The organism is Citrobacter sp. Cf072 (assembly GCF_030334485.1).
GTDB classification, from domain to species: Bacteria; Pseudomonadota; Gammaproteobacteria; order Enterobacterales; family Enterobacteriaceae; genus Citrobacter; species Citrobacter freundii.
In genome coordinates, this window is record NZ_JAOWDX010000047.1 from 1,025,645 (window position 1) to 1,045,959 (window position 20,315).

Genomic DNA, 20,315 nt, shown 5'->3' on the forward strand with positions numbered 1-20,315 from the left:
GCATTAAGCTTTTTATGATTGGTATGACATCATATAAAGCTGTGTAATAGCATGGACAGCGTACGAGACATCCGTCCATGCTAGTGTCTGGTATCAGTTTGTCTGAGTCACCGAGCAACGAACCTTCTCGGCTTTATTCACCTCGGCAGCATCCTCAAGCACGCTCAGGTCGCGATCTTTCACTTCTGGCATCAGCAACGCGGAAATCAGACCGATCAGTGAGTAGGCGATGACCATCACCAGAATTGGCCACCAGGAATTGGTCATGTTGCAGAAAATACCCGCCAGAACCGGACCAAAACCAACGGCAACTAACCCGCCCGCCTCTTTTGAAATTGCCATTCGCGTAAACCGGTTACGGGCACCGAACATTTCCGCCATAGTAATATTTTCGAGAGCAAATAATCCCAATACGGCAAAGTTATGAATAACAATCAGTGCCGTCATAATGACACCCGGGCTATACGTTTTATCCACTACAATTGACAACATCGGGTAAGCCAAAATAATTGCCGAGATATTCAGGATAATATAAGGCAAACGACGACCAAATTTATCAGACAACCAACCAAGCAATGGTATTGTAATAAAGCCCAGTACCGAACTGATCATTAAGGCATCAGTGGGGATAGATTTATCAAATAACAGGGTTTGCACTAAATAACCGGCAAGGAAGGTTTGGATTAACCCTGAGTTACCCGCCTGTCCAAAACGTAAGCCGGTTGCCAGCCAGAAAGATTTACTGGTAAACATCGCCGCCAGCGTGTTTTCTGACGAATTATTTAATGCCGGAGCGTTTTCTTCATCATTCACTTTCTCAAATACCGGGCTTTCTTTGAGATTCATACGTAACCAGATGGCAAAGATCATCACCACGACACTCGCCAGGAACGGAATACGCCAACCCCAGGCTAATAACTCCTCACGGTCGAGAGCAAAGAACATCACTGCCCAGATGGCCGTTGCGCTAAGGGTTCCACAGTTGGTTCCCATGGCAACAAGTGAAGAAATAATGCCACGTTTACCTTTTGGCGCGTACTCAGCAAGCATCGTGCCTGCGCCGGAGATTTCAGCCCCTGCACCAAGCCCTTGCACGATACGCAGCGTCACCAGCAGAACAGGCGCAAAGATACCAATTTGTGCATATGTTGGCAGCACGCCAATTAAGGTCGTACAAATTCCCATCATGGTGATGGTAATAAACAGCACTTTTTTACGCCCAATGCTGTCACCCATTTTGCCAAATATAAATGCGCCAACGATACGAGCAATATATCCCGCACCGTATGTACCCATCGCTAAAATAAGCGCCATGGCGGCAGACTGTTCCGGGAAAAATATTTCATGGAATACCAGTGCGGCACCCAGAGAATATAACTGAAAATCCATAATTCACAGGTGTTTTTTCCCATCCTGTGGTTTCCTTGGCGTTTTCTAGGTTTTTTCAGATAGTTGCATTTTTTAAAAAGCATCCTAAGTTCGATCTCAGTGTCTATCTGGGGCCTATTTCTGTCCCATATATGCCCCAAAAAAACTCCCCAACAGATAAGTAGTTTTTTCATGGATTTATGCGTAAAATCAAGAACGGCTGGAAATTATTCAATACTCACACTATCGAAAAATTTACCAGCCAACCGCAGCACGTTCTTGCATAAGGCGTGTCTGCGTTTTTTCAACTATTCAGATACATCACTCCCATCACAGTCATTCCTCCGCATCAAAGGCATATAGGCTATATCACCTTGATATTTTTCTTTTTCAGATAAAAACTGTTATCTATGTATACTTTTAAACCCAATCCGTGTAGAGTCTCTGCATAAGATAGTTTGCAGTTGCTGCTTCAGCTTGCGCCATAAACCGCCTGATTTTTGCTGCCACCTGCTAGCATTCCTGTATACCTGAAACGACAATGTTTATCTACGAACTTTAAAAACACCCAAGATAAAAATTGTCAACTATATCATATATAACACATTACTAATTCGAGGCTATATGAACAGCATACTGATAATCACTTCTCTCCTTATCATATTCAGCATTTTTAGTCATGCCCTAATAAAATTAGGGATTGGCATATCCAATAACCCAGACAAAACCGATGTATAAGTCAACATATCCTGAATCAGACATACAATATCGCAATGAAAATCAATAATATTTTAAGGAATATCTTCATGAAATCAAAAGACACCCTAAAGTGGTTCCCTGCGCAGCTTCCTGAAGTAAGAATTATCCTAGGGGATGCTGTAGTGGAAGTAGCAAAACAGGGAAGACCTATTAATACCAGAACATTGCTTGATTACATTGAAGGAAACATAAAGAAAAAATCATGGCTGGATAACAAAGAATTATTACAAACAGCGATATCAGTTCTTAAAGACAACCAAAATTTAAATGGTAAAATGTAATATAATAAACTTACTTTTTTATCATTTTTCCACTTTAACAACATTTTTCTCCACTTTTCCACGTCCAAACAACTTGAAATCTGGTTAAAATAACACGCAACACTATTCTTCTTCCTTGAGTCCGCCCGGAACTCGAAAAACAAACCGAGTTAAAGCCATTTTTCACAAAATCGATTTTGGGTCTCACCAAAAATTACGGGGTTGCATACGCATTCGTTTATTTTCGAACGTGTACATACAAATATGCACAAAAATAATCATAATTATTTTCTGAGATGCATTATGATATGAACACCAATTTCGAATAGAGTCTCACTATGTCTCGAATTTTTGCTTACTGTCGGATATCAACGCTGGATCAGACCACCGAAAATCAACGCCGGGAAATCGAAAGTGCAGGTTTTAAAATCAAACCTCAGCAAATAATCGAAGAACACATTAGCGGCTCAGCAGCAACCAGTGAGCGTCCTGGTTTTAACCGGTTGCTTGCTCGCCTGAAATGTGGTGATCAATTGATTGTGACAAAACTGGATCGCCTTGGTTGTAATACAATGGATATCAGGAAAACAGTGGAACAACTGACCGAAACAGGTATCAGAGTGCATTGCTTAGCATTGGGTGGCATTGACCTGACCAGTCCAACAGGAAAAATGATGATGCAAGTAATTTCAGCAGTCGCTGAATTTGAACGAGACCTTTTACTTGAACGCACTCATTCCGGGATAGTAAGAGCCCGCAGCGCAGGGAAACGTTTTGGTCGACCACCTGTGTTAAATGAAGAACAGAAACAGGTGGTATTCGAACGAATTAAGTCAGGTGTAAGTATAAGTGCCATTGCCCGGGAATTCAAAACCTCGCGGCAAACCATTTTAAGAGCCAAAGCAAAACTTCAGACACCTGACATATAAAAAATAATCTCGGTGTGAGATGCTTTACGTGTTCCAAGCCCCCTTCCTTGCCGTAAATGGAAAGATACATCTAATTATAGAATTTATATGTTTTACCTTACGGCAGTGCTGGCCATTCAATATCCTGTGCAGTTGACGTATCAACACGGTTCAGCAATACCCGATACTTTTTCCATGCTTCCAGCAACGAGATTTCTTCCTCCGTTGCAATTTCCAGATCTGCAGCATCCTGAAGCGGCGCAATATGCTCACTGGCTACCTGCATCAGGTTGTTTTTTGTTTCTTCCGCCTCCCGGATCCGGAACAGTTTTTCTGCTTCCGTATCCTTCACCCAGGCTGTGCCGTTCCACTTCTGAAACTCCCCTTCCGGCGATAACCAGGTAACATTTTCCGGTAACGGACCGAGTTCAGAAATAAATAACGCGTCGCCGGAAGCCACGTCATAGACGGTTTTTCCCCGATGATCTTCAACGAGATGCCACGATGCCTCATCACTGTTGAAAACAGCCACGAAGCATGCCGGAATATCTGGCGGTGCAATATCGGTACTGTTTGCTGGCAGACCTGTATGAGGCGGAATATATGCGTCACCTTCACCAATAAATTCATTAGTTCCGGCCAGCAGATTATAAATTTTTATGGTCTGTGGTTGTTCACTCATTCTGAATGCCATTATGCAAGCCTCACAATATAGTTAAATGCGATGTTTTTGACGGTGTTTTCCGCGTTACCAGCAGCGTTAACGGTGATGGTGTGTCCATGTGAACCAATCGCAACGGAGTGCGTATGAGCACCAATACCGACAGTATGTGCATGTGCGCCTGCGCTTGCAGCAGTGCCGGACAGCGAGTGGGTATGCGCCCCGGTGTTATTCGTGGATTTGGTTCTGTAATCAAACGACGATGTGTTTTTCGTCCCCAAATCCGTACTGGATGCTCTGGCTCTGTGGGTGTGCGATTTAATGCCGTCCTGTTCCTGAGACAATACGGCACGACCACTGGCGGGTTTGCCCTTAATCGTCCAGCCACGCATATCAGGGATCACGGCTGACGGATAAGCGGCTGCAAGTTTCGGGTATGCAGATTTGTCAAAAGTCTGCCCCTGCATCAGGGCATAGCCAGACGGAACGGTATCTGATAGCCACGTGATTGGTGCGCCAGGCGGATAAAACTGCCCTGATGGCGTATAGAGTGAATAAACTGTACCGTCCGTTAACCCTTTCGGCTTATTAGCAGAATATGCTGGTGATGTATGAATCGTCACGCTGGCATTACTGGTATAATCCCATTGAATATTTACACTAGTCGCATAATTTCCGATTGCAACGTAAATATCGTAAGTATCACCAGATGTATTGACCCAGGCAAAATTTGTAAACCCTGTCGATGTGCGCTGCCATAAAGCACCAGTAATCCCCTTCGGATTACCATTACCTGCACGCAAAACAAGTTCAGATATACCTGCCTGTTGAGGTGACCCCACGTTAAATCCCGCGCCACCAATCAACGTAATTGAAACAACAGAACTCTCCTGTGGCATGGTTACCGTTGCTAATTTGAACCAACCAGCACCACCGCTGAATGACATTGTTGTTGAGTTAAGCGTACCAATATCTTTCGGCGTCAGTGTTATATCCGCTGAAAGCGCCTTACCATTCACCTTACGGGCAGAAGGTACCCGACCATTCGCATTATCATTAGCTGCTTTCACTGCTTTCGGTGTCGCGGCAAGCTTTTCAGATGCGCTGTTGGTTGCACTACTGAGCTGGACAATTCCTTTTTGTGCTGTCGTAGCGTCCTGAGCAGTATATTTCCCTTTAGCAAGGTCATAGGCTGCCTTTACCGACTTTGGCGTTGCCGCCAGCATTTCAGATGTGCTGTTGGTCGCGTTGCTAAGCTGAACTATCCCTTTCTGTGCTGTCGTTGCATCCTGTGCGGTGTATTTCCCGTTAGCCAGCTCATACGCGGCCTTAACGGCTTTTGGCGTTGCCGCCTGTGACTCGGAAGTGCTGTTGGTCGCACTGCTGAGCTGTACTATCCCCTTTTTCGTCGTGCTCGCATCCTCAAGCGCCACGGCGTATGCAATATCCTCTGCCCGTTTTGCCGCTGTCTCGGCGCGCGTTGCCGCGGATTCCGCCGTACTTTTGCTCTGTGCTGCCGCCGTCGCACTGCCAGCTGCCTCTGTCGCCTTCGTGGATGCTGTCGTGGCGCTGCCCTTCGCTGCGGACGCTTGTCTGGTCGCCTCATCTTTTGAAGCAGACGCAGATGATGCCGATGACGCCGCCGAACTGGCGGACGATGCGGCAGCCGTTTTTGAGGATTCTGCGCTGGTTTCCGACGCTTTCGCGTTCGTCTCGGATGTCTTCGCTGCGGAAGCAGACCTCGCTGCTGCGCTGGCCTGTACAGCGGCTTCGCCAGCCTTCGTTGTGGCTGTTGAAGCGGACGATGCAGCACTTTCTGCCGATTTTCCGGCGGCGGTGGCACTGGCTGAGGCCTGCCCGGCATTTGTTGACGCGGCGCTGGCAGATGAGGCAGCCGCTGTTTTTGAGTCTGCTGCTGCGGAGGCACTCTGTGCTGCTGCCGTCTCAGAAGACTTAGCGTTCGTCTCGGACGTTTTTGCCGCCTTCGCGGAATTTCCTGCCGCTGTTGCCGAGGAGGCTGCACTACTGGCGCTCGAGGCTGCGCTCGTTTCTGATGATTTCGCTGCCTCTTTTGAGGCCGCCGCATCCCGGGCTGAGGTGGCAGCTTCTGACGCCTTCGTGGTCGCGGCGGATGCAGAAGTGGCTGCTGATTGTTGTGACGCTGCCGCATTCGTTTCTGACGTTTTCGCCGCAGCGGCACTGGTAGCTGCCGCGCTTTTTGAGGACTCTGCAGCAGCAGCACTTTTCGATGCTTCACTGGCCTTTGTTGATGCCGTTCCTGCGCTGGAAGATGCTGACTGAGCAGATGATGCAGCCTGTCCGGCTGACGTGCTGGCGGCACGAGCTGAGCCTGCAGCATCGGTTGTATGAGTTGCCGCCTCACTGGCAGATGTGCTGGCATCACTGGCTGACTTCTTCGCGGCTGCCGTGTTCTGTGCCACTGCGGACGCGTTACGCGCCACCTCTTCCACCATCAGTTCAAAACGTCGCAGAGCCTCCGGACGGGCATCATCCTCCGTCATGGCACCGAGAAAATCATTCAGCGTACCGGGTCGGGAATCTTCATACACGGTGATGGTCCCGGCATGTGACGGCGGGAATCCTTCCACCAACAGAATAACGCTGTACTGACCGTACTCAACGTCCATGCTGTAACGCCCGGCTTCATCCGGATTTTCTGAGGCCAGCGTGTTCACCACCACCGCGGTGCTGTTACGTTTTGCTTTCAGCTGGATTGTGCAGTTCTGTACCGGTTTTCCTGTGCCGTCTTTCAGTACACCTGAAATCTTTACTGTCATATTCACCCCACAAAAAAGCCCGCCTGAACAGGCGGGCTGTCATAACACTGTGTTACCTGGCTAATCAGAACTTATAACCGACACCCACGATGAAACCGTCAGTGCGCCAGTCGCCACTGCCGGAGCCTTCATAAGCAATATCAATGGCCACGGATTCGGTCGGGTTAAACTGCACGCCAGCTCCCCACGCCAGAGACGTGTTGCTGTGGCGACCGTCATCACTTCCGGCCAGCACGTCGTGCGTTTTCCCCTTGTTGTCAGTTACGCGGAGATAATCCCCGGAGAAAGTCGACACACGGCTGTAAGCCACACCCGCCATCGCATACGCGCTGAACCATTCATTCACGCGCACAGACGGCCCCTCCATCACGCTGAACCAGCGGTTACGCACGGAATCTTCATGCCAGCGGGTATCGCTGTAACGGGTAAGCTGGCGATTCTTGTCTCCTGCATAGCTGAATGACGTCACCAGCCCCAGTGTGTCCGTAAACTCATAACGGTATTTCACGTTAATCCCGTTAAGATCATCGCTGCCGGGAACGTTCGTCGAGGCATGAAGATACCCCGCGCTCAGCGTGGACTGATGTTCAGATGCCCATGCAGGCGCACCGGATACGGCCAGACAAATGGCTGCGGACAAAATGGCTGCACAAACTTTACGCATAATTACCTCTCGCTTTTCTGCAATAAAAAAGGCGTCATTCCTGACGCCATTTATTGGGGTTATAAATATTTCAACGAATACTGATGCCTGAAGCCGCTTTTTTGGTCACAATCACCGTACAGTCGGTGATATTACCTGCCCGCTGATTGCTTTTATGGAAAACCTTAAACTCCAGAGTGACGCTTCCCCTGCCACTCGGCATATCAATAACCGCACTGTAGTTACCGGGAATGGCCCCTTTAGTTTCTCTGGATGCGATTAATACACCGTTTTTGCGAACTTCAAAACCATAACCCGTGTATCTTGTACCTCCCCGGTTATTACCACTTCCCGGATCGCTATACGCTATTCCGTTAAAGATAATGGGCGGAATAATGATTTGACGGTCAAAGTTATGATCATCGCTGATGGTGACTGTAACCGTCCCGTTTGGTGTTTCCGTGTTACCCCACGTACCAGCCTGTTTCGGAAATGATTTGGATACAGCTTTAACGAAGTCACCTCTGACCTGAGTCGCCTCCATCATGCCCTTAATCGTACAGTTCTGGTTAATCGTGACATTGTTGAGCGTTCCTGAGTTCGCATTCACACTACCACTGATATCCGCATTTTTAGCGGTCAGCTTTCCGTCTGATGTCAGGGAAAATACCGGAGGACTGCCACCGCTGGTAATGGTGGGGGCTGTCAGGCGCTTCAGGAACACGTCGTTCATGAATATCTGGTTGCCCTGCGCCACAAACATCGGCGTTTCATTCCCGTTTGCCGGGTCAATAAACGCGATACGGTTAGCGGCAACCAGAAACTGGCTCAGCTTGCCTTCCTCCGTGTCCTCCATGCTGAGGCCAATACCCGCGACATAATGTTTGCCGTCTTTGGTCTGCTCAATTTTGACGCCCCACATGGCATTCCATTTATCGTTAGCGTCCTTCCACTCTTTCGAAAACTCATCCAGTCTGCTGGCGTTATCCTCCGTCAGATCAACTTTTTCCAGCAGCTCTTTACCGAGATGGGATTCGGTTATCTTGCCTTTGAAAAAATCCAGGTAACCTTCCGCATCATCGCTCGCCCGACCGACGGCCTCCACGAATGCCGATTTGCCAACGGTGTTCACACTGCGGATATAAAAGTAATAATCATGGCCCGGTTTGATATTGATACTGGCGGCTATCCAGTACAGCGCCGTACCAAGATAGCGGGCTGTGGTTTCAACCTGCCTGATATCGGTAATCCGCTTTTCCGAGAACCAGAACTCAAACTGTACCGTCGGGTCATAAACGGCAAGATGCGGCGTGGCGGTTATCTGAAAATAGCCCGGCGTCAGCTCAATCCTCGACGGTGCTGCCGGTGCGGCAATCCGGAACGATACCGACGCCGGATCGCCCTGCTGCCCCCACGCATTTACCGCCCGGACTGTCAGCCTGTAGTTCCCTGGTGCCAGTTGCGTGAAGCGGTATGTGGTTTCCGCCGTCCGGGCCGTGCTGACCAGCCGCTCACTGCCGTCATCCGCTGCCACGGTCAGGCGAAGCATGAAACTCACGCCCTTCACCACCTTCGGCGTGTCCCAGCGGGCCAGCACCTGGTATTCCCCACTGTCTGCGGTGACTTCGGCAGTCAGGTGCTGCACCGCTGGCGGCGTGACACCATTCACCGTGCCGCTCTGGTCGCCGTCAAAGTGCGCCCCGTTATCCACGATGGCTTCTTTTTCCGGTACATGCTGCACGGCGGTGATGGCATACGTGCCGTCGTCGTTCTCACGGATACTCACGCAGCGGAACAGGCGCTGGCGCAGCGTCGGCAGCTTCAGCCCCCACACGCTGTATTCAGCAACGCCGTCAGGAACCCGGCTCACTTTCACCTTCACGCCGTCGGTGACGGACTGAACCTCCACGCTGACCGGATTGCCACTTCCGTCAACCAGGCTTATCAGCGTGGTACCGGAGGATGGCAGCGTGATTTCACGGTCGAGCGTCAGCGTCCGGGTCTGACTGTTTACCGCCAGCACGCGCCCGCCGGTGCTGATACCGGCATAGTCATCATCACAGATTTCAATGACATCGCCCGGCACATGGCGAAGCCCTTCGGCACCCACGCTGAAGTCCACCGTCTGCGTTTCCAGCAGCTCCGTTTTAATCAGCCACAGCCCGGCGCGGTGTGCCTGCCCCCGGCTGGTACAGCCAAAGGCATCCATCTTCGTGACGTTACGACCGTAACGGGCAATGGCCTGCGAGTCCTCCACAAGCTCTGTTGCCGTCTCCCAGCCGTTATCCGGGTCAATCCAGTTCACCTCAACGGCATTATGGCGGTCTTTCAGGGCGCTGAAGCTGTAGCGGAACGGCGCGCCATCATCCGGCATCACCACATTACTGCGGTTATAGGTCCACACCTTATCCGACGGTCGGTCCTGCACGAACGTCAGCGTCTGCCCGTTCCATACCGGCATACAGCGCATCGCCGAGCAGAAATCACTGAGCACATCCCACGCCTTACGTTGTGTGGTCAGGTAAGCGTTACAGGTGATGCGCGGCTCCGTACCGCCAAAGCCGTCCGGCACCGACTGGTCGCAATTCTGGCCGATGACATACAGCGCCCATTTATCCACATCTGCCGCACCAAGACGTTTCCCCATGCCGTAGCGCGGGTGGGTCAGCATATCCCACAGACACCAGGCCATGTTGTTGCTGTATGCCGGTTTTAACGTTCCGTCCCAGATACCGCTGTATTGCCGCGTCTGCGGGTTATAATTCGACGGCACCTGCAGAATGCGCCCGCGAAGATGATAATTACGGCTCACCTGCTGGCTGCCGAACTGCTCCGAATCCACCTGCACGCCGACCAGTGCCGTGTTCGGGTAGCACTGTTTCACATCGATGATTTCGGTGTATGACGACCAGAGCGTTTTGTTTTGCAGCTGGTCTGTGGTGCTGTCCGGCGTCATTCTGCGCATCCGGATATTAAACGGGCGCGGCGGCAGGTTATCCACCACCACCGAGGCCAGATACTGCGAGGTGGTTTTGCCCTTAATGGTGATATCTTTTTCCGTCACCCAGCCACCATTACGCTGTATCTGAACCAGCAGGCGAACTTCCGACGGATTCCGGTCCCCCTTTGAGGTGGTTTCCACCAGTGCCTGCACACCGAAGGTAAAGCGCAGTCGGTCGATGTTTGCCGACGTGATGGCGCGGGTGATCGGCGTGTCGTATTTCACTTCCGTACCCAACACCGTCTCGGAGCCGGAGGATTCAAACCCCTCCGGCGGTGTCTGCTCCTGCTCACCGGCACGGAACACCACCGTGACACCGGAGATGTTGGTATTCCCCTCAGTGTCCAGCACCGGCGTACTGTTCAGCAGCACGCTTTTTAATCCATCCACCGGACCTTCAACCGGCCCTTCGCTGATGGCATCGATCACACTCAGCAACTGCGTGGACTTCAGGTTGTCCTTCGCTTCGCGCGGGGTATGCCCCTTACTGCTTCCTTTACTCATTCCTCACGCTCCATAAATGACAAAACCGCCCGCAGGCGGTTTCACATAAAACATTTTGCATCAGCGACCAATCACCACAACCTGACCACCGTCCCCTTCGTCTGCCGTGCTGATCTCCTGAGAAACCACGCGTGACCCCACGCGCATTTCCCCGTACAGAACAGGCAGAACATTGCCCTGGGCAACCATGTTATCCAGTGAGGAGAAATAGGTGTTCTGCTTACCGTTATCCGTTGTCTGTGTACGGGGAGTTCTGGCTTTCGGTGCCAGCATCTGCGCCACACCACCGAGGACCATACTGGCACCGAGAGAAAACAGGATGCCGGTCATACCACCGGCCCCAATGGCTGCCCCCCATGCTGCAAGGGTGGCTCCGGCGGTAAAGAATGATCCGGCAATGGCGGCAGCCCCCAGGACAATCTGGAATACGCCACCTGACTTGGCCCCGGCGACTCTGGGAACAATATGAATCACAGCGCCATCAGGCAGAGTCTCATGTAACTGCGCCGTTAACCCGGACGTGCTGACGTCCCGCCCGGCAATCCGTACCTGATACCAGCCGTCGCTCAGTTTCTGACGAAACGCCGGGAGCTGTGTGGCCAGTGCCCGGATGGCTTCAGCCCCCGTTTTCACACGAAGGTCGATGCGGCGACCAAATCGTTGTAAATCCCCGTAAAGGCAGATGCGCGCCATGCCCGGTGACGCCAGAGGGAGTGTGTGCGTCGCTGCCATTTGTCGGTGTACCTCTCTCGTTTGCTCAGTTGTTCAGGAATATGGTGCAGCAGCTCACCGTCACCACAGTAAATGGCGGCATGATTCGGCACCGATGAACCAAAACAGCACAGCAGCACATCGCCCGGCTGCGCCGCTGACAACGGCACCTGATACAGCCCTGTGGCCTCCAGATTATCCAGATAGAGATTCTGACCGTGACGCCACCAGTCATCCCCGCGATGAAAATCCGGCATCTCAATCCCCGCCAGATGATAAGCATCCCGGAACAGCGTGTAACAGTCCGTCACCCCGTGCTCAAAGCGCCGCCCGGTGAGATGCGGCACACAGCGGAACTTATGAATCGCCCCCCGGCAGACCAGCCACCACGGCAAATCACTCTGCACCTGCAGCCGCCGGTCAGCCTCACTCAGCCAGGGCAGACCACCGGGGTGGCTGTGGACCAGCGCCACAATCTCACCCTGCATTTCTGCCTGCAGCCAGTCCTCCGGAGCCATCCGGAAATAATCCTCCGGCTCACCGGAAATATTCACGCCGGGAAAATATCTTTCCCCCTCCGGCGTGCTTACCACGAAGCCGCACGACTCCGCTGGCGCACATCGCCGGGCGTGCGCCAGAATCGCTGATTCTGTCTGTGTCATGGGATTTACTGCGAAAGTTTGTTAATGGAAAGGAAGCCGCCAAAGTTGCCGACGTTATTGCGGAACTTACAACCGCTCAGGCATTTGCTGCATTTATCCTTCGTGATATCGGACGTTGGCTGGTCATATTCATCCGCGACTGCCGGACCGTGATAACCGCACTCATCACCGCGATAGGTCCAGGTGCAGGTGTTGGCCAGCATGATACGTCCCGGAAAAACAGCACCGTCCGTTTCCGTCGGCGTGGACAGTACAAAAGAGGCACTCACCGCGCTCAGTTCGCTGCACTGCTCAATGCGCCAGCGGCTGATCACCTCCTGCTCCGGATCGGCGCCACTGTTTCCGTTGACGAAGTTCACCGCATCCAGAAAACGGGCGTAAACCTTACGCCGGACCACCGTTCCACCGACCAGACTCTGCAGATCTTCCGCCATCCCGGTGACCATACCGTACAGGTTAGAAACCGTCAGTGTGGGGCGCGTACTGGTGCCTTTGCCATTCAGTTCAAAACCACTCCCCTGAATGGGATACGGCTGATACTGTCGCCCCTGCCAGGTGACCGGCTCACCTTTTTCGTTCTGCTCATTACAGAAAAAATAACGTTCTCCACCGACCTCTGTCAGGTCGATTTCCCAGAGCACCACGCTGGCCGACTGCTCCGCACGGGTGCATTCATTCAGTGTTTCCTGCCGGATATCCTGCATCAGTTCACCACCTGTTCAAACTCTGCGCTGAACTCAACACGCAGCATACTGACCCGCGACGACCATTTTGCGCAGGTCACCTTTATCTGCCGCCACTCATAAGGCGGCGTCCACAGAAAGGATTTCCAGCCCCCGTGCTCTTCCAGAAACGACTCCAGTACCGTGGCCTCCTCACGGGGGACAGAAAGCGTCACGCTGTACGTTTTCAGGTTGGCATTCAGCCCGGCAGGCGCTCGCTGAGAATAGCCATCACCAAAGCGCACCTTTCTTACAGAAGGGGCCGAAGCCACATCCATACCGGGTTTCACTTTCCAGCGGAAGGTTTTCATCGTCCACCTCCGGAGAACAGGCCACCATCACGCATCTGTGTCTGAATTTCATCACGGGCACCCTTGCGGGCCATGTCATACACTGCCTTCATCATCTGTGGACCTGGCAGACCATTCGTACCGTCGTTCTGAATCACCACGTGATTGTTCTGATTAAAATTAATGCCTTCAGCCCGCCGCATCTGCGCCGGACTTCCGGCACCGCCCACATAACCACCTTCCGCATAGCCCCGCATCAGGCGGTACAGGTTGCCGACACCAATCCGGCTGGTTGCCTCCTTCGTGAAGACAAATTCACCACGGTGAACAATCCCCGCTGGCTCATATTTGCCGCCGGTTCCCGTAAATCCCCCGGTCGCAAAACGGAATTTCGCCGCAGCGGCCTGAATGGCTGTACCGCCTGACGCGGATGCTCCACCACTGGCAGCACCGCCAATGGCGCTGCCGATACTCCCGACAATCCCCACCATTGCCTGCTTAAGCAGAATTTCTGTCATCATGGACAGCACGGAACGGGTGAAGCTGCGCCAGTTCTGCTCACTGCCGGTCAGCATCGCCGCCATATTCTGTGCAATACCATCAAAGGTCTGCGTGGCTGCACTTTTAACCTGCGACATACTGTCCGTGGCGCTCTCTTCCCACTCACTCCAGCCGGACTTCAGGCCTGCCATCCAGCTCCCGCGAAGCTGGTCTTCAGCCGCCCAGGTCTTTTTCTGCTCTGACATGACGTTATTCAGCGCCAGCGGATTATCGCCATACTGTTCCTTCAGGCGCTGTTCCGTGGCTTCCCGTTCTGCCTGCCGGTCAGTCAGCCCCCGGCTTTTCGCATCAATGGCGGCCCGTTTTGCCCGTTGCTGCTGTGCGAATTTATCCGCCTGCTGCGCCAGCGCGTTCAGGCGCTCCTGATACGTAACCTTGTCGCCAAGTGCAGCCAGCTGGCGTTTGTACTCCAGCGTCTCATCTTTATGCGCCAGCAGGGATTTCTCCTGTGCAGACAGCTGGCGACGTTGCGCCGCCTCCTCCAGTACCGCGAACTGACTCTCCGCCTTCCACAAATCCCGGCGCTGCTGGCTGATTTTCTCATTTGCTCCGGCATGCTTCTCCAGCGTCCGGAGTTCTGCCTGAAGCGTCAGCAGGGCAGCATGAGCACTGTCTTCCTGACGATCGCCCGCAGACACCTTCACGCCGGACTGTTTCGGCTTTTTCAGCGTCGCTTCATAATCCTTTTTCGCCGCCGCCATCAGCGTGTTGTAATCCGCCTGCAGAATTTTCCCGTCTTTCAGTGCCTTGTTCAGTTCTTCCTGACGGGCGGTATATTTCTCCAGCGGCGTCTGCAGCCGTTCGTAAGCCTTCTGCGCCTCTTCGGTATATTTCAGCCGTGACGCTTCGGTATCGCTCTGCTGCTGCGCATTTTTGTCCTGTTGAGTCTGCTGCTCAGCCTTCTTTCGGGCGGCTTCAAGCGCAAGACGGGCCTTTTCACGATCATCCCAGTAACGCGCCCGCGCTTCATCGTTAACAAAATAATCATCCTTGCGCAGATTCCAGATGTCGTCTGCTTTCTTAAACGCAGCCTCTGCCTTAATCAGCATCTCCTGCGCGGTATCAGGACGACCAATATCCAGCACCGCATCCCACATGGATTTGAATGCCCGCGCTGTCCTGTCTGCCCAGGTCTCCAGCGTGCCCATGTTCTCTTTCAGGCGGCGGGTCTGGTCATCAAACCCTTTCGTTGCGGCTTCGTTCGCCGCCTGCAATGCCCCGGCTTCATCGCCGGAACGCTGCAACTGAGCAACATACGCAATCTGCTCCGCCGTCACGTTATGGAACTGGCGCGCCATCGCCGTCAGCCCCGACGTCGGGTCAGTGGTCAGCTTCCCGAAGGCTTCAGCGACCTTGTCCACCTCCACACCGGATGCAGAAGAGAAACGCGCCACACTCTGGCTGATGGACGCAATCTGAGCCTCACCGCTTACCCCCGCCTTAACCAGTGCACTGAGTGACTCGCTGGTCTGGTTAAACGTCAGCCCTGCCGCCTGCCCGGCTCTGGACAGGACCAGCATACGATCTGCCGTCAGACCCGACTGATTACCGGAAAGGACCAGCGTTTTGTTGAAATCGGACAGGGTTGAGTTACCCTGATACCAGGCATACGCCAGCGCACCGGTTGCCACCGCCAGCGAGGTGGCCCCGACCATCGGCAGGGTGATCGCACCGGCAAGCCCCCGGAACATGGGGATCATCCCGCCGAAGGAGTCCTTCACCTGACCCCCCTGTTGCAGCAGGATCAGCCACGGACTTTGCCCGCCTGCAAGCTGCGTGGCCACGTCGGTGAACTGTGCAGGCAGCATACGCATGGCGGCTTTATACTGCCCGACGGAAATCCCCGCTTTCTGTGCAGCCAGCGCCTGTCGGCTCAGCGACTGTTCAACGACTGCCGCTGTTTTTTTCGCATCAGTTTCCGTACCGGAAAAATGACGCCTGACTCTGGCCATCTGCTCGTCAAATCTGGCCGCATCCAGACTTAAATCAACGACCAGATCGCCTACCGGTTCAGCCATACCGGACTCCTCCTGCGATCCCTTCTGATACTGTCATCAGCATTACGTCATCCTCCGTCATGTCCGCCACATCCGGGGAAGCAGGGATAACTTCATTCCCGTCCGGGCCAAAGCGGACACCTCCGGCAAGCCCTGCCGCTTTCTGCATCAGCACATCATCTTCAGGCTCTTCGTCAGCCTCGCGCCGGTTAAGCAGACTGAAATCCAGCGGATGCATATCCGGATCGCTGAAAAACAGGCTGAGCACGGTGTACGTCAGCCCGGAAAAGTGCATATCCAGCAGAACATCATGAAAATAATGGGTACTGTAAAAGCGGTGCCAGTCGGCATACTCCGTGGATGACATCCCGGCAAGCATGGCACGCCAGTCGGGTCGCCCCATCTCACGCGCCAGTTTCAGGGCAAAACTCAGCTCACCGTCGAACACTTTCCCGCAGAAACAGGCTCTGCAGGCCCGGCGTCCTCTGTCTGTTCAGGGGTATTATTCACAACAAACTCATACATACCGGACAGCCGGTACACCACGTTTTCAGCATGAGAAATTGCCTCCGTGGGCCAGGTGGTAAGCACTTCCTGCTCAATCTGTTTAACGGCTTCATTCATGGACGGCATCTGCGTCTTCTGCGGATGGTTATGCCACAGGGACATCGCCACCAGAAACGCGCCGGTTCTGATGGCGTCTTCCACAGTAAACTTCCGATTGCTGTCTGACTCCGCCTGTTCTGCCTGCCGTTTCATCAGGGCGAGATGCTCAATACGCTGCAGGGCTGACAGTTCAGAAAGCGTGACGGTCACACCGTTATGTTCAAATGATTCGGTTTTCAGGAACATCTCTGACTCTCCGGATTAACTGGCGGTGACGGTGATTTCTGCAACCGCAGCAAACTCACCATTACCGGATACGACCGGAATCTTGACCTTACCTGCAGCAACGCCATTCACGGTGATGGTCATACCACTGACCGACACGGTGGCTTTTGTTTTATCCGCTGACACCGCACGGAAGCTCTTGTCGGTTGCGCCTTCCGGCTGGAATGCCACGGTCAGCGTGGTGCTATTCCCTTTCACTACGGAAGCGCTGGCTGGCGTCACGGTCATACCGGTTGCCGCTGTTACCGTGCTGCGATCTTCTGCCATCGACGGACGTCCCACATTGGTGACTTTCACCGTGCGGGTGATCACTTCCTTCGCCGTCACCGCCTTACCGATACTGCTGATCCAGCCACGGAACACATCGACAGTGCCGTTCGGGAAGCGGATTTTATAGGCACGGGTATCGCCTTCATTAAACCACACCAGCAGCGCCTGCTGCCCCTGCTCTCCGGGCATCCACGCCAGCGTGAAGCTGGTATCTCCGGCAGATTTCTGCCCCTGCCCGGTCGCGGTCCAGTCTGCATCTTCATCATCGAGATAGCTGTCGTCATAGGACTCAGCGGTCAGTTCGCCGGGCGTCAGGTCTTTAACTTTAGCCAGACGCGACCAGTCAACGTCTGAAAGCGGGTTCGCATAAGGGTCACCGTTCCCCTTATAAACCCACAGGGTGGTTCCGGCACCTTTCACCGGTATTGCTGGATTTGGTACAGGCATATCGTCCTCACATTTCATAGGTAATGACATACGTCAGATCGGCAGAACTCCACAGGCCCGCATCATCGTCGCGCCGGTAGTCATAGCCACTGGCCACCATACTGGTGATCAAATCTGACAGTGCCGGGATATCGCTCATCACCGGATAAATCCGGGACTCCATCCACGAATCCAGCTCTGAATCCGGCACCTGAGCAGGCAGGAAAACTTCGATATGCAGCTCCGCCTGCCAGGTATCGCTGTCCAGCTCTTCGCCCGTGTATTCAGCGCCGGTGAGATAAACGGCAACTGCCGGAAAATCTTCCTCATCAAAAACAGCGGGGCGACCATCAAAAAACGTCGCCCCGGTGTCATGCTTCTCCAGTGCATCCAGTACGGCTGCACGGAGTTCAGTATGTTTCATCGCTTTATTACCATCCTCAGTTGATGCTGCAGCGCATAGCCCAGCTCTTTCGGAAGACGCTCACGCCGTATCCGCTCAATATTCTGTTTAAACGCCGTGGTCAGCGGCACCGCCATCGGGATTTTCACCACATCAATGGGGTAACGGTTTTTCCCGGCCACACGCTGCATGACATGCCAGCGGCCATTTTTCAGTTGCTGAATAAACGCGCCGGGAATACGACGGTTTCCCACCACAAGCACGCTGCCGCCACCTTTCAGGGCTGAACGCTGCCCCTTTTTACGACGCCTGCGTCGGGACAGGACAATCCGCGCGTTACCCAGCTTTATTACGGGCAAATCCCCCCGGTTAACCCTGATTCTGGCCTGCGGATTTTTGACCGTGGCCCTTTTCAGCCAGGCCCTTTCCTTTACCAGTTTCCGGCGTACCTTTGTCTCACGGGCAACCTGTGACGCCGACTGCGATATCGCGGATGACGCAACGCGGTTAATGGCCATTGCGGCGGCACCGGGCACCGCCGTTCTGCTGATACGGCTGAGGTTTTCAACGGCCTGCTCAAGACCTTTTATGGCCATACATCCCCCTTTCAGCGGCGACGGTTAACGGCAGGCGGTACGCCCCGCCCAAGCCAGAGATGACAGCTTCCGCCATCATCCGGCGAAATCCGGTCTATCCAGAAGTTTTCCTCACCGATGGTCAGCGTGTCGCCGCGCCGCAGCTGCCGCACATCATCAGTCCGGACAAACAGGGACGGGCTGGAGCCTTCAACGCGTACGCCCTGTCCGGCATAGCTGATATTTTCAGGGTCATCAAAAACACCACGTATTACTGCGCCGGACTGCTCACCGGATGTCATGGTGGCTGACGTTCCCATGTACCCGCGTATCGTTTCATCGGCGCGGGCAATGGCAGCATCGAACAGGTTATCGAAATCAGCCACAGCGCCTCCCGTTATTGCATTCTGGCCAGGCCGCGCTCTGTCATTTCAGCTGCCACACCGGCAGAGACACGGAACGCCGTTCCCGGCAGCACAAATGCCACAGCCTCATCCCGCGTGGCGTGAAGTGCATCAGTATGCAGCGTCACCAGTGCCACAACCGTGACCAGATCAGCCGTATCAGTCACGGTATCCGGCTGCGCTGATACCACCTCATTTTCATGTCCGGTCAGCGCATTTTCCGGGCTGACAGATGTGTCCTGACCGGCAGCGTCATCCGTGTCATCAAGCTCCTCTTCCAGCTCTGCCACACGGAGCGCCAGTTCTTCTTTCGTCCCCGTCAGGCTGACATCACGGTTCAGTTGCTCACCCAGCACCTGAAGACGGGCAATCAGTTCATCTTTCGTCATGGACTCCTCCACAGAGAGAAAATGGCCCCGAAGGGCCATGATTACGCCAGTTGAACGGACACGAACTCATCAGGATCAGCCAGCAGCATCAGCGGTGCTGACTGAATCATGGTGAACTCTCGCGCCGGATCGCCGGATGTCTTCCAGTTTTTCGGATAACGGGGAGACGCATTAATACCCTCACTCAATGCATCCGCATCCTGAATACAGCCATAGGTGCGCAGACCGCGTGCATGAGTGTTACCCAGCACCATCGTGTTGTCCGGCAGGAAGTTCTTTTTGACGCCGTTTTCCACGTACTGTCCGGAATACACGACGATGGCCACATCGCCATACATCCCCTTATAGGACACCGCTTTACCCAGGGCTTTCACCGCTGTCTCCAGCTCGGAATGAGAGCCGCGACGGGTATCCAGCTTCTCCTTGACGGCTTTGAAGGAACGGAACAGCGCCCAGCCTTTCGGATCAAACACGATGATATTCACCACGCCGCTGGCGTTCAGCGCGTAGGCTTCGATATCGTCGGTCGGGTCATACGTGGACTTGTCACGCTTGCTCCACTCCGTGACGCCGGACTGCGTGATGTTGTTCGCCGCACTGCGGCCCATATCCACCTCAACCGGATCGAAGGCTTCACCGGTCATGGTGTATTTGCCCTTGAGCACGGCAGAAACGGCCTGCATCTCTTCGACCTGAGCAATGGCCAACTCTTCGTCACGCATGTTCTGCAGGATGATGCGACGGCGGCGGTAAGCCGGGTCCGCCAGATTCTGCGGATCTTCATCCGGCAGGCGACGCAGGGTCATCTGCGGATTCACTTCATGCTTGGGTTTGACATATCCCGGCGTAAATTCAGAGGTGGAGCCGCCACGGGAACGGATAACCTCACCGGAAACAATCGGCGAAACGTACAGCGCCATGTTTACCAGTCCCGGAATTTGTGAGAGATAGACTTTCTCCGTAGTGAAGGGATAGCTCTCACGGAAAAAGAGACGCAGAAACAGCGGATCAAACTTAAATTTCTGCTCATTTGCCGCCAGCAGCTGGGCGGTTGTGTACATCGACATAAAAAAATCCCGTAAAAAAAGCCGCACAGGCGGCCTTTAGTGATG

Annotated in this window: 20 protein-coding genes and 1 pseudogene; 3 read left to right on the plus strand and 18 right to left on the minus strand. The window is 53.6% G+C overall.

The window, feature by feature from the left end; all coding sequences use genetic code 11:
• Positions 1-93: 93 nt before the first annotated feature.
• Positions 94-1,389 (minus strand): annotated as a pseudogene (locus tag OGX66_RS23650) (MFS transporter); the annotation flags it as partial.
• Positions 1,390-1,992: 603 nt separating this feature from the next.
• Here OGX66_RS23650 and OGX66_RS23655 point away from each other — a divergent pair.
• From OGX66_RS23655 to OGX66_RS23665, 3 genes are all read left to right on the plus strand, one after another.
• Positions 1,993-2,106 (plus strand): YnaM/YnfT family protein, encoded by a 114-nt coding sequence (locus OGX66_RS23655; RefSeq protein ID WP_120795384.1) that lies wholly within the window; start codon positions 1,993-1,995, stop codon positions 2,104-2,106.
• Between the two features lie 68 nt (positions 2,107-2,174).
• Positions 2,175-2,408, plus strand: a complete 234-nt coding sequence (gene ydfK / locus OGX66_RS23660; RefSeq protein WP_000836768.1) for a cold shock protein YdfK — start codon at positions 2,175-2,177, stop codon at positions 2,406-2,408.
• A gap of 317 nt (positions 2,409-2,725) precedes the next feature.
• The gene (locus OGX66_RS23665) at positions 2,726-3,316 is read left to right on the plus strand and encodes a recombinase family protein (protein ID WP_286512348.1); all 591 of its coding nucleotides are present in this window, start codon (positions 2,726-2,728) and stop codon (positions 3,314-3,316) included.
• Between the two features lie 97 nt (positions 3,317-3,413).
• Here the strand turns inward: OGX66_RS23665 and OGX66_RS23670 are convergent, their stop codons facing one another.
• The 17 genes from OGX66_RS23670 to OGX66_RS23750 all read right to left on the minus strand — a co-directional run bounded on the left by OGX66_RS23670 (position 3,414) and on the right by OGX66_RS23750 (position 20,270).
• Entirely contained in the window at positions 3,414-3,989 is a 576-nt protein-coding gene (locus tag OGX66_RS23670) for a tail fiber assembly protein (RefSeq protein WP_286512349.1), read from the minus strand.
• Positions 3,989-6,754 (minus strand): prophage tail fiber N-terminal domain-containing protein, encoded by a 2,766-nt coding sequence (locus tag OGX66_RS23675; protein ID WP_286512351.1) that lies wholly within the window; start codon positions 6,752-6,754, stop codon positions 3,989-3,991. The genes OGX66_RS23670 and OGX66_RS23675 overlap by 1 nt, the downstream gene beginning before the upstream one ends.
• A gap of 64 nt (positions 6,755-6,818) precedes the next feature.
• The gene (locus OGX66_RS23680) at positions 6,819-7,418 is read right to left on the minus strand and encodes an Ail/Lom family outer membrane beta-barrel protein (protein WP_286512353.1); all 600 of its coding nucleotides are present in this window, start codon (positions 7,416-7,418) and stop codon (positions 6,819-6,821) included.
• A gap of 70 nt (positions 7,419-7,488) precedes the next feature.
• Positions 7,489-10,902, minus strand: a complete 3,414-nt coding sequence (gene gpJ, locus OGX66_RS23685) for a phage attachment tail tip protein J (protein WP_286512355.1) — start codon at positions 10,900-10,902, stop codon at positions 7,489-7,491.
• 60 nt (positions 10,903-10,962) lie between these two features.
• Positions 10,963-11,535: a tail assembly protein gene (locus tag OGX66_RS23690; protein WP_000847666.1), complete on the minus strand. Its 573-nt coding sequence runs from the start codon at positions 11,533-11,535 to the stop codon at positions 10,963-10,965.
• Complete coding sequence (locus tag OGX66_RS23695; RefSeq protein WP_001349921.1) at positions 11,532-12,275, minus strand: C40 family peptidase; 744 nt, start codon at positions 12,273-12,275, stop codon at positions 11,532-11,534. Before OGX66_RS23695 ends, OGX66_RS23690 begins: the two co-directional genes overlap by 4 nt.
• A 5-nt stretch (positions 12,276-12,280) precedes the next feature.
• Positions 12,281-12,979 (minus strand): phage minor tail protein L, encoded by a 699-nt coding sequence (locus OGX66_RS23700; RefSeq protein ID WP_001152622.1) that lies wholly within the window; start codon positions 12,977-12,979, stop codon positions 12,281-12,283.
• Positions 12,979-13,308, minus strand: coding sequence for a phage tail protein (locus OGX66_RS23705; protein WP_000847347.1), 330 nt, complete (start codon positions 13,306-13,308; stop codon positions 12,979-12,981). The genes OGX66_RS23700 and OGX66_RS23705 overlap by 1 nt, the downstream gene beginning before the upstream one ends.
• The gene (locus tag OGX66_RS23710; RefSeq protein WP_072646392.1) at positions 13,305-15,866 is read right to left on the minus strand and encodes a phage tail tape measure protein; all 2,562 of its coding nucleotides are present in this window, start codon (positions 15,864-15,866) and stop codon (positions 13,305-13,307) included. Before OGX66_RS23710 ends, OGX66_RS23705 begins: the two co-directional genes overlap by 4 nt.
• Positions 15,859-16,293, minus strand: a complete 435-nt coding sequence (locus OGX66_RS23715; protein WP_000459457.1) for a phage tail assembly protein T — start codon at positions 16,291-16,293, stop codon at positions 15,859-15,861. The genes OGX66_RS23710 and OGX66_RS23715 overlap by 8 nt, the downstream gene beginning before the upstream one ends.
• Complete coding sequence (gene gpG / locus OGX66_RS23720) at positions 16,275-16,697, minus strand: phage tail assembly chaperone G (protein WP_000479155.1); 423 nt, start codon at positions 16,695-16,697, stop codon at positions 16,275-16,277. Before gpG ends, OGX66_RS23715 begins: the two co-directional genes overlap by 19 nt.
• Positions 16,698-16,712: 15 nt before the next feature.
• On the minus strand, positions 16,713-17,453 hold the full coding sequence (locus OGX66_RS23725) for a phage tail protein (protein WP_286512362.1): 741 nt from the start codon (positions 17,451-17,453) through the stop codon (positions 16,713-16,715).
• 7 nt (positions 17,454-17,460) lie between these two features.
• Positions 17,461-17,856, minus strand: a complete 396-nt coding sequence (locus OGX66_RS23730; RefSeq protein ID WP_000683117.1) for a phage minor tail U family protein — start codon at positions 17,854-17,856, stop codon at positions 17,461-17,463.
• Positions 17,853-18,431, minus strand: coding sequence for a phage tail protein (locus tag OGX66_RS23735; protein ID WP_032164853.1), 579 nt, complete (start codon positions 18,429-18,431; stop codon positions 17,853-17,855). The genes OGX66_RS23730 and OGX66_RS23735 overlap by 4 nt, the downstream gene beginning before the upstream one ends.
• 11 nt (positions 18,432-18,442) lie before the next feature.
• Complete coding sequence (locus OGX66_RS23740) at positions 18,443-18,796, minus strand: head-tail joining protein (RefSeq protein ID WP_000752994.1); 354 nt, start codon at positions 18,794-18,796, stop codon at positions 18,443-18,445.
• 11 nt (positions 18,797-18,807) lie between these two features.
• Entirely contained in the window at positions 18,808-19,203 is a 396-nt protein-coding gene (locus OGX66_RS23745; RefSeq protein WP_000158868.1) for a DNA-packaging protein FI, read from the minus strand.
• Positions 19,204-19,244: 41 nt separating this feature from the next.
• A complete protein-coding gene (locus tag OGX66_RS23750) occupies positions 19,245-20,270 on the minus strand; it encodes a major capsid protein (RefSeq protein WP_286512366.1) in 1,026 nt (341 codons plus the stop codon).
• Positions 20,271-20,315 lie beyond the last annotated feature (45 nt).

What these genes read in the sequence shown, in the direction of transcription:
- OGX66_RS23655 (WP_120795384.1), top strand. Translation starts at nt 1,993, where the DNA reads ATGAACAGCATACTGATAATCACTTCTCTCCTTATCATATTCAGCATT.
- ydfK (WP_000836768.1), top strand. Translation starts at nt 2,175, where the DNA reads ATGAAATCAAAAGACACCCTAAAGTGGTTCCCTGCGCAGCTTCCTGAA.
- OGX66_RS23665 (WP_286512348.1), top strand. Translation starts at nt 2,726, where the DNA reads ATGTCTCGAATTTTTGCTTACTGTCGGATATCAACGCTGGATCAGACC.
- OGX66_RS23670 (WP_286512349.1), bottom strand. Translation starts at nt 3,989, where the DNA reads ATGGCATTCAGAATGAGTGAACAACCACAGACCATAAAAATTTATAAT.
- OGX66_RS23675 (WP_286512351.1), bottom strand. Translation starts at nt 6,754, where the DNA reads ATGACAGTAAAGATTTCAGGTGTACTGAAAGACGGCACAGGAAAACCG.
- OGX66_RS23680 (WP_286512353.1), bottom strand. Translation starts at nt 7,418, where the DNA reads ATGCGTAAAGTTTGTGCAGCCATTTTGTCCGCAGCCATTTGTCTGGCC.
- gpJ (WP_286512355.1), bottom strand. Translation starts at nt 10,902, where the DNA reads ATGAGTAAAGGAAGCAGTAAGGGGCATACCCCGCGCGAAGCGAAGGAC.
- OGX66_RS23695 (WP_001349921.1), bottom strand. Translation starts at nt 12,275, where the DNA reads ATGACACAGACAGAATCAGCGATTCTGGCGCACGCCCGGCGATGTGCG.
- OGX66_RS23700 (WP_001152622.1), bottom strand. Translation starts at nt 12,979, where the DNA reads ATGCAGGATATCCGGCAGGAAACACTGAATGAATGCACCCGTGCGGAG.
- OGX66_RS23705 (WP_000847347.1), bottom strand. Translation starts at nt 13,308, where the DNA reads ATGAAAACCTTCCGCTGGAAAGTGAAACCCGGTATGGATGTGGCTTCG.
- OGX66_RS23710 (WP_072646392.1), bottom strand. Translation starts at nt 15,866, where the DNA reads ATGGCTGAACCGGTAGGCGATCTGGTCGTTGATTTAAGTCTGGATGCG.
- gpG (WP_000479155.1), bottom strand. Translation starts at nt 16,697, where the DNA reads ATGTTCCTGAAAACCGAATCATTTGAACATAACGGTGTGACCGTCACG.
- OGX66_RS23725 (WP_286512362.1), bottom strand. Translation starts at nt 17,453, where the DNA reads ATGCCTGTACCAAATCCAGCAATACCGGTGAAAGGTGCCGGAACCACC.
- OGX66_RS23730 (WP_000683117.1), bottom strand. Translation starts at nt 17,856, where the DNA reads ATGAAACATACTGAACTCCGTGCAGCCGTACTGGATGCACTGGAGAAG.
- OGX66_RS23735 (WP_032164853.1), bottom strand. Translation starts at nt 18,431, where the DNA reads ATGGCCATAAAAGGTCTTGAGCAGGCCGTTGAAAACCTCAGCCGTATC.
- OGX66_RS23745 (WP_000158868.1), bottom strand. Translation starts at nt 19,203, where the DNA reads ATGACGAAAGATGAACTGATTGCCCGTCTTCAGGTGCTGGGTGAGCAA.
- OGX66_RS23750 (WP_286512366.1), bottom strand. Translation starts at nt 20,270, where the DNA reads ATGTCGATGTACACAACCGCCCAGCTGCTGGCGGCAAATGAGCAGAAA.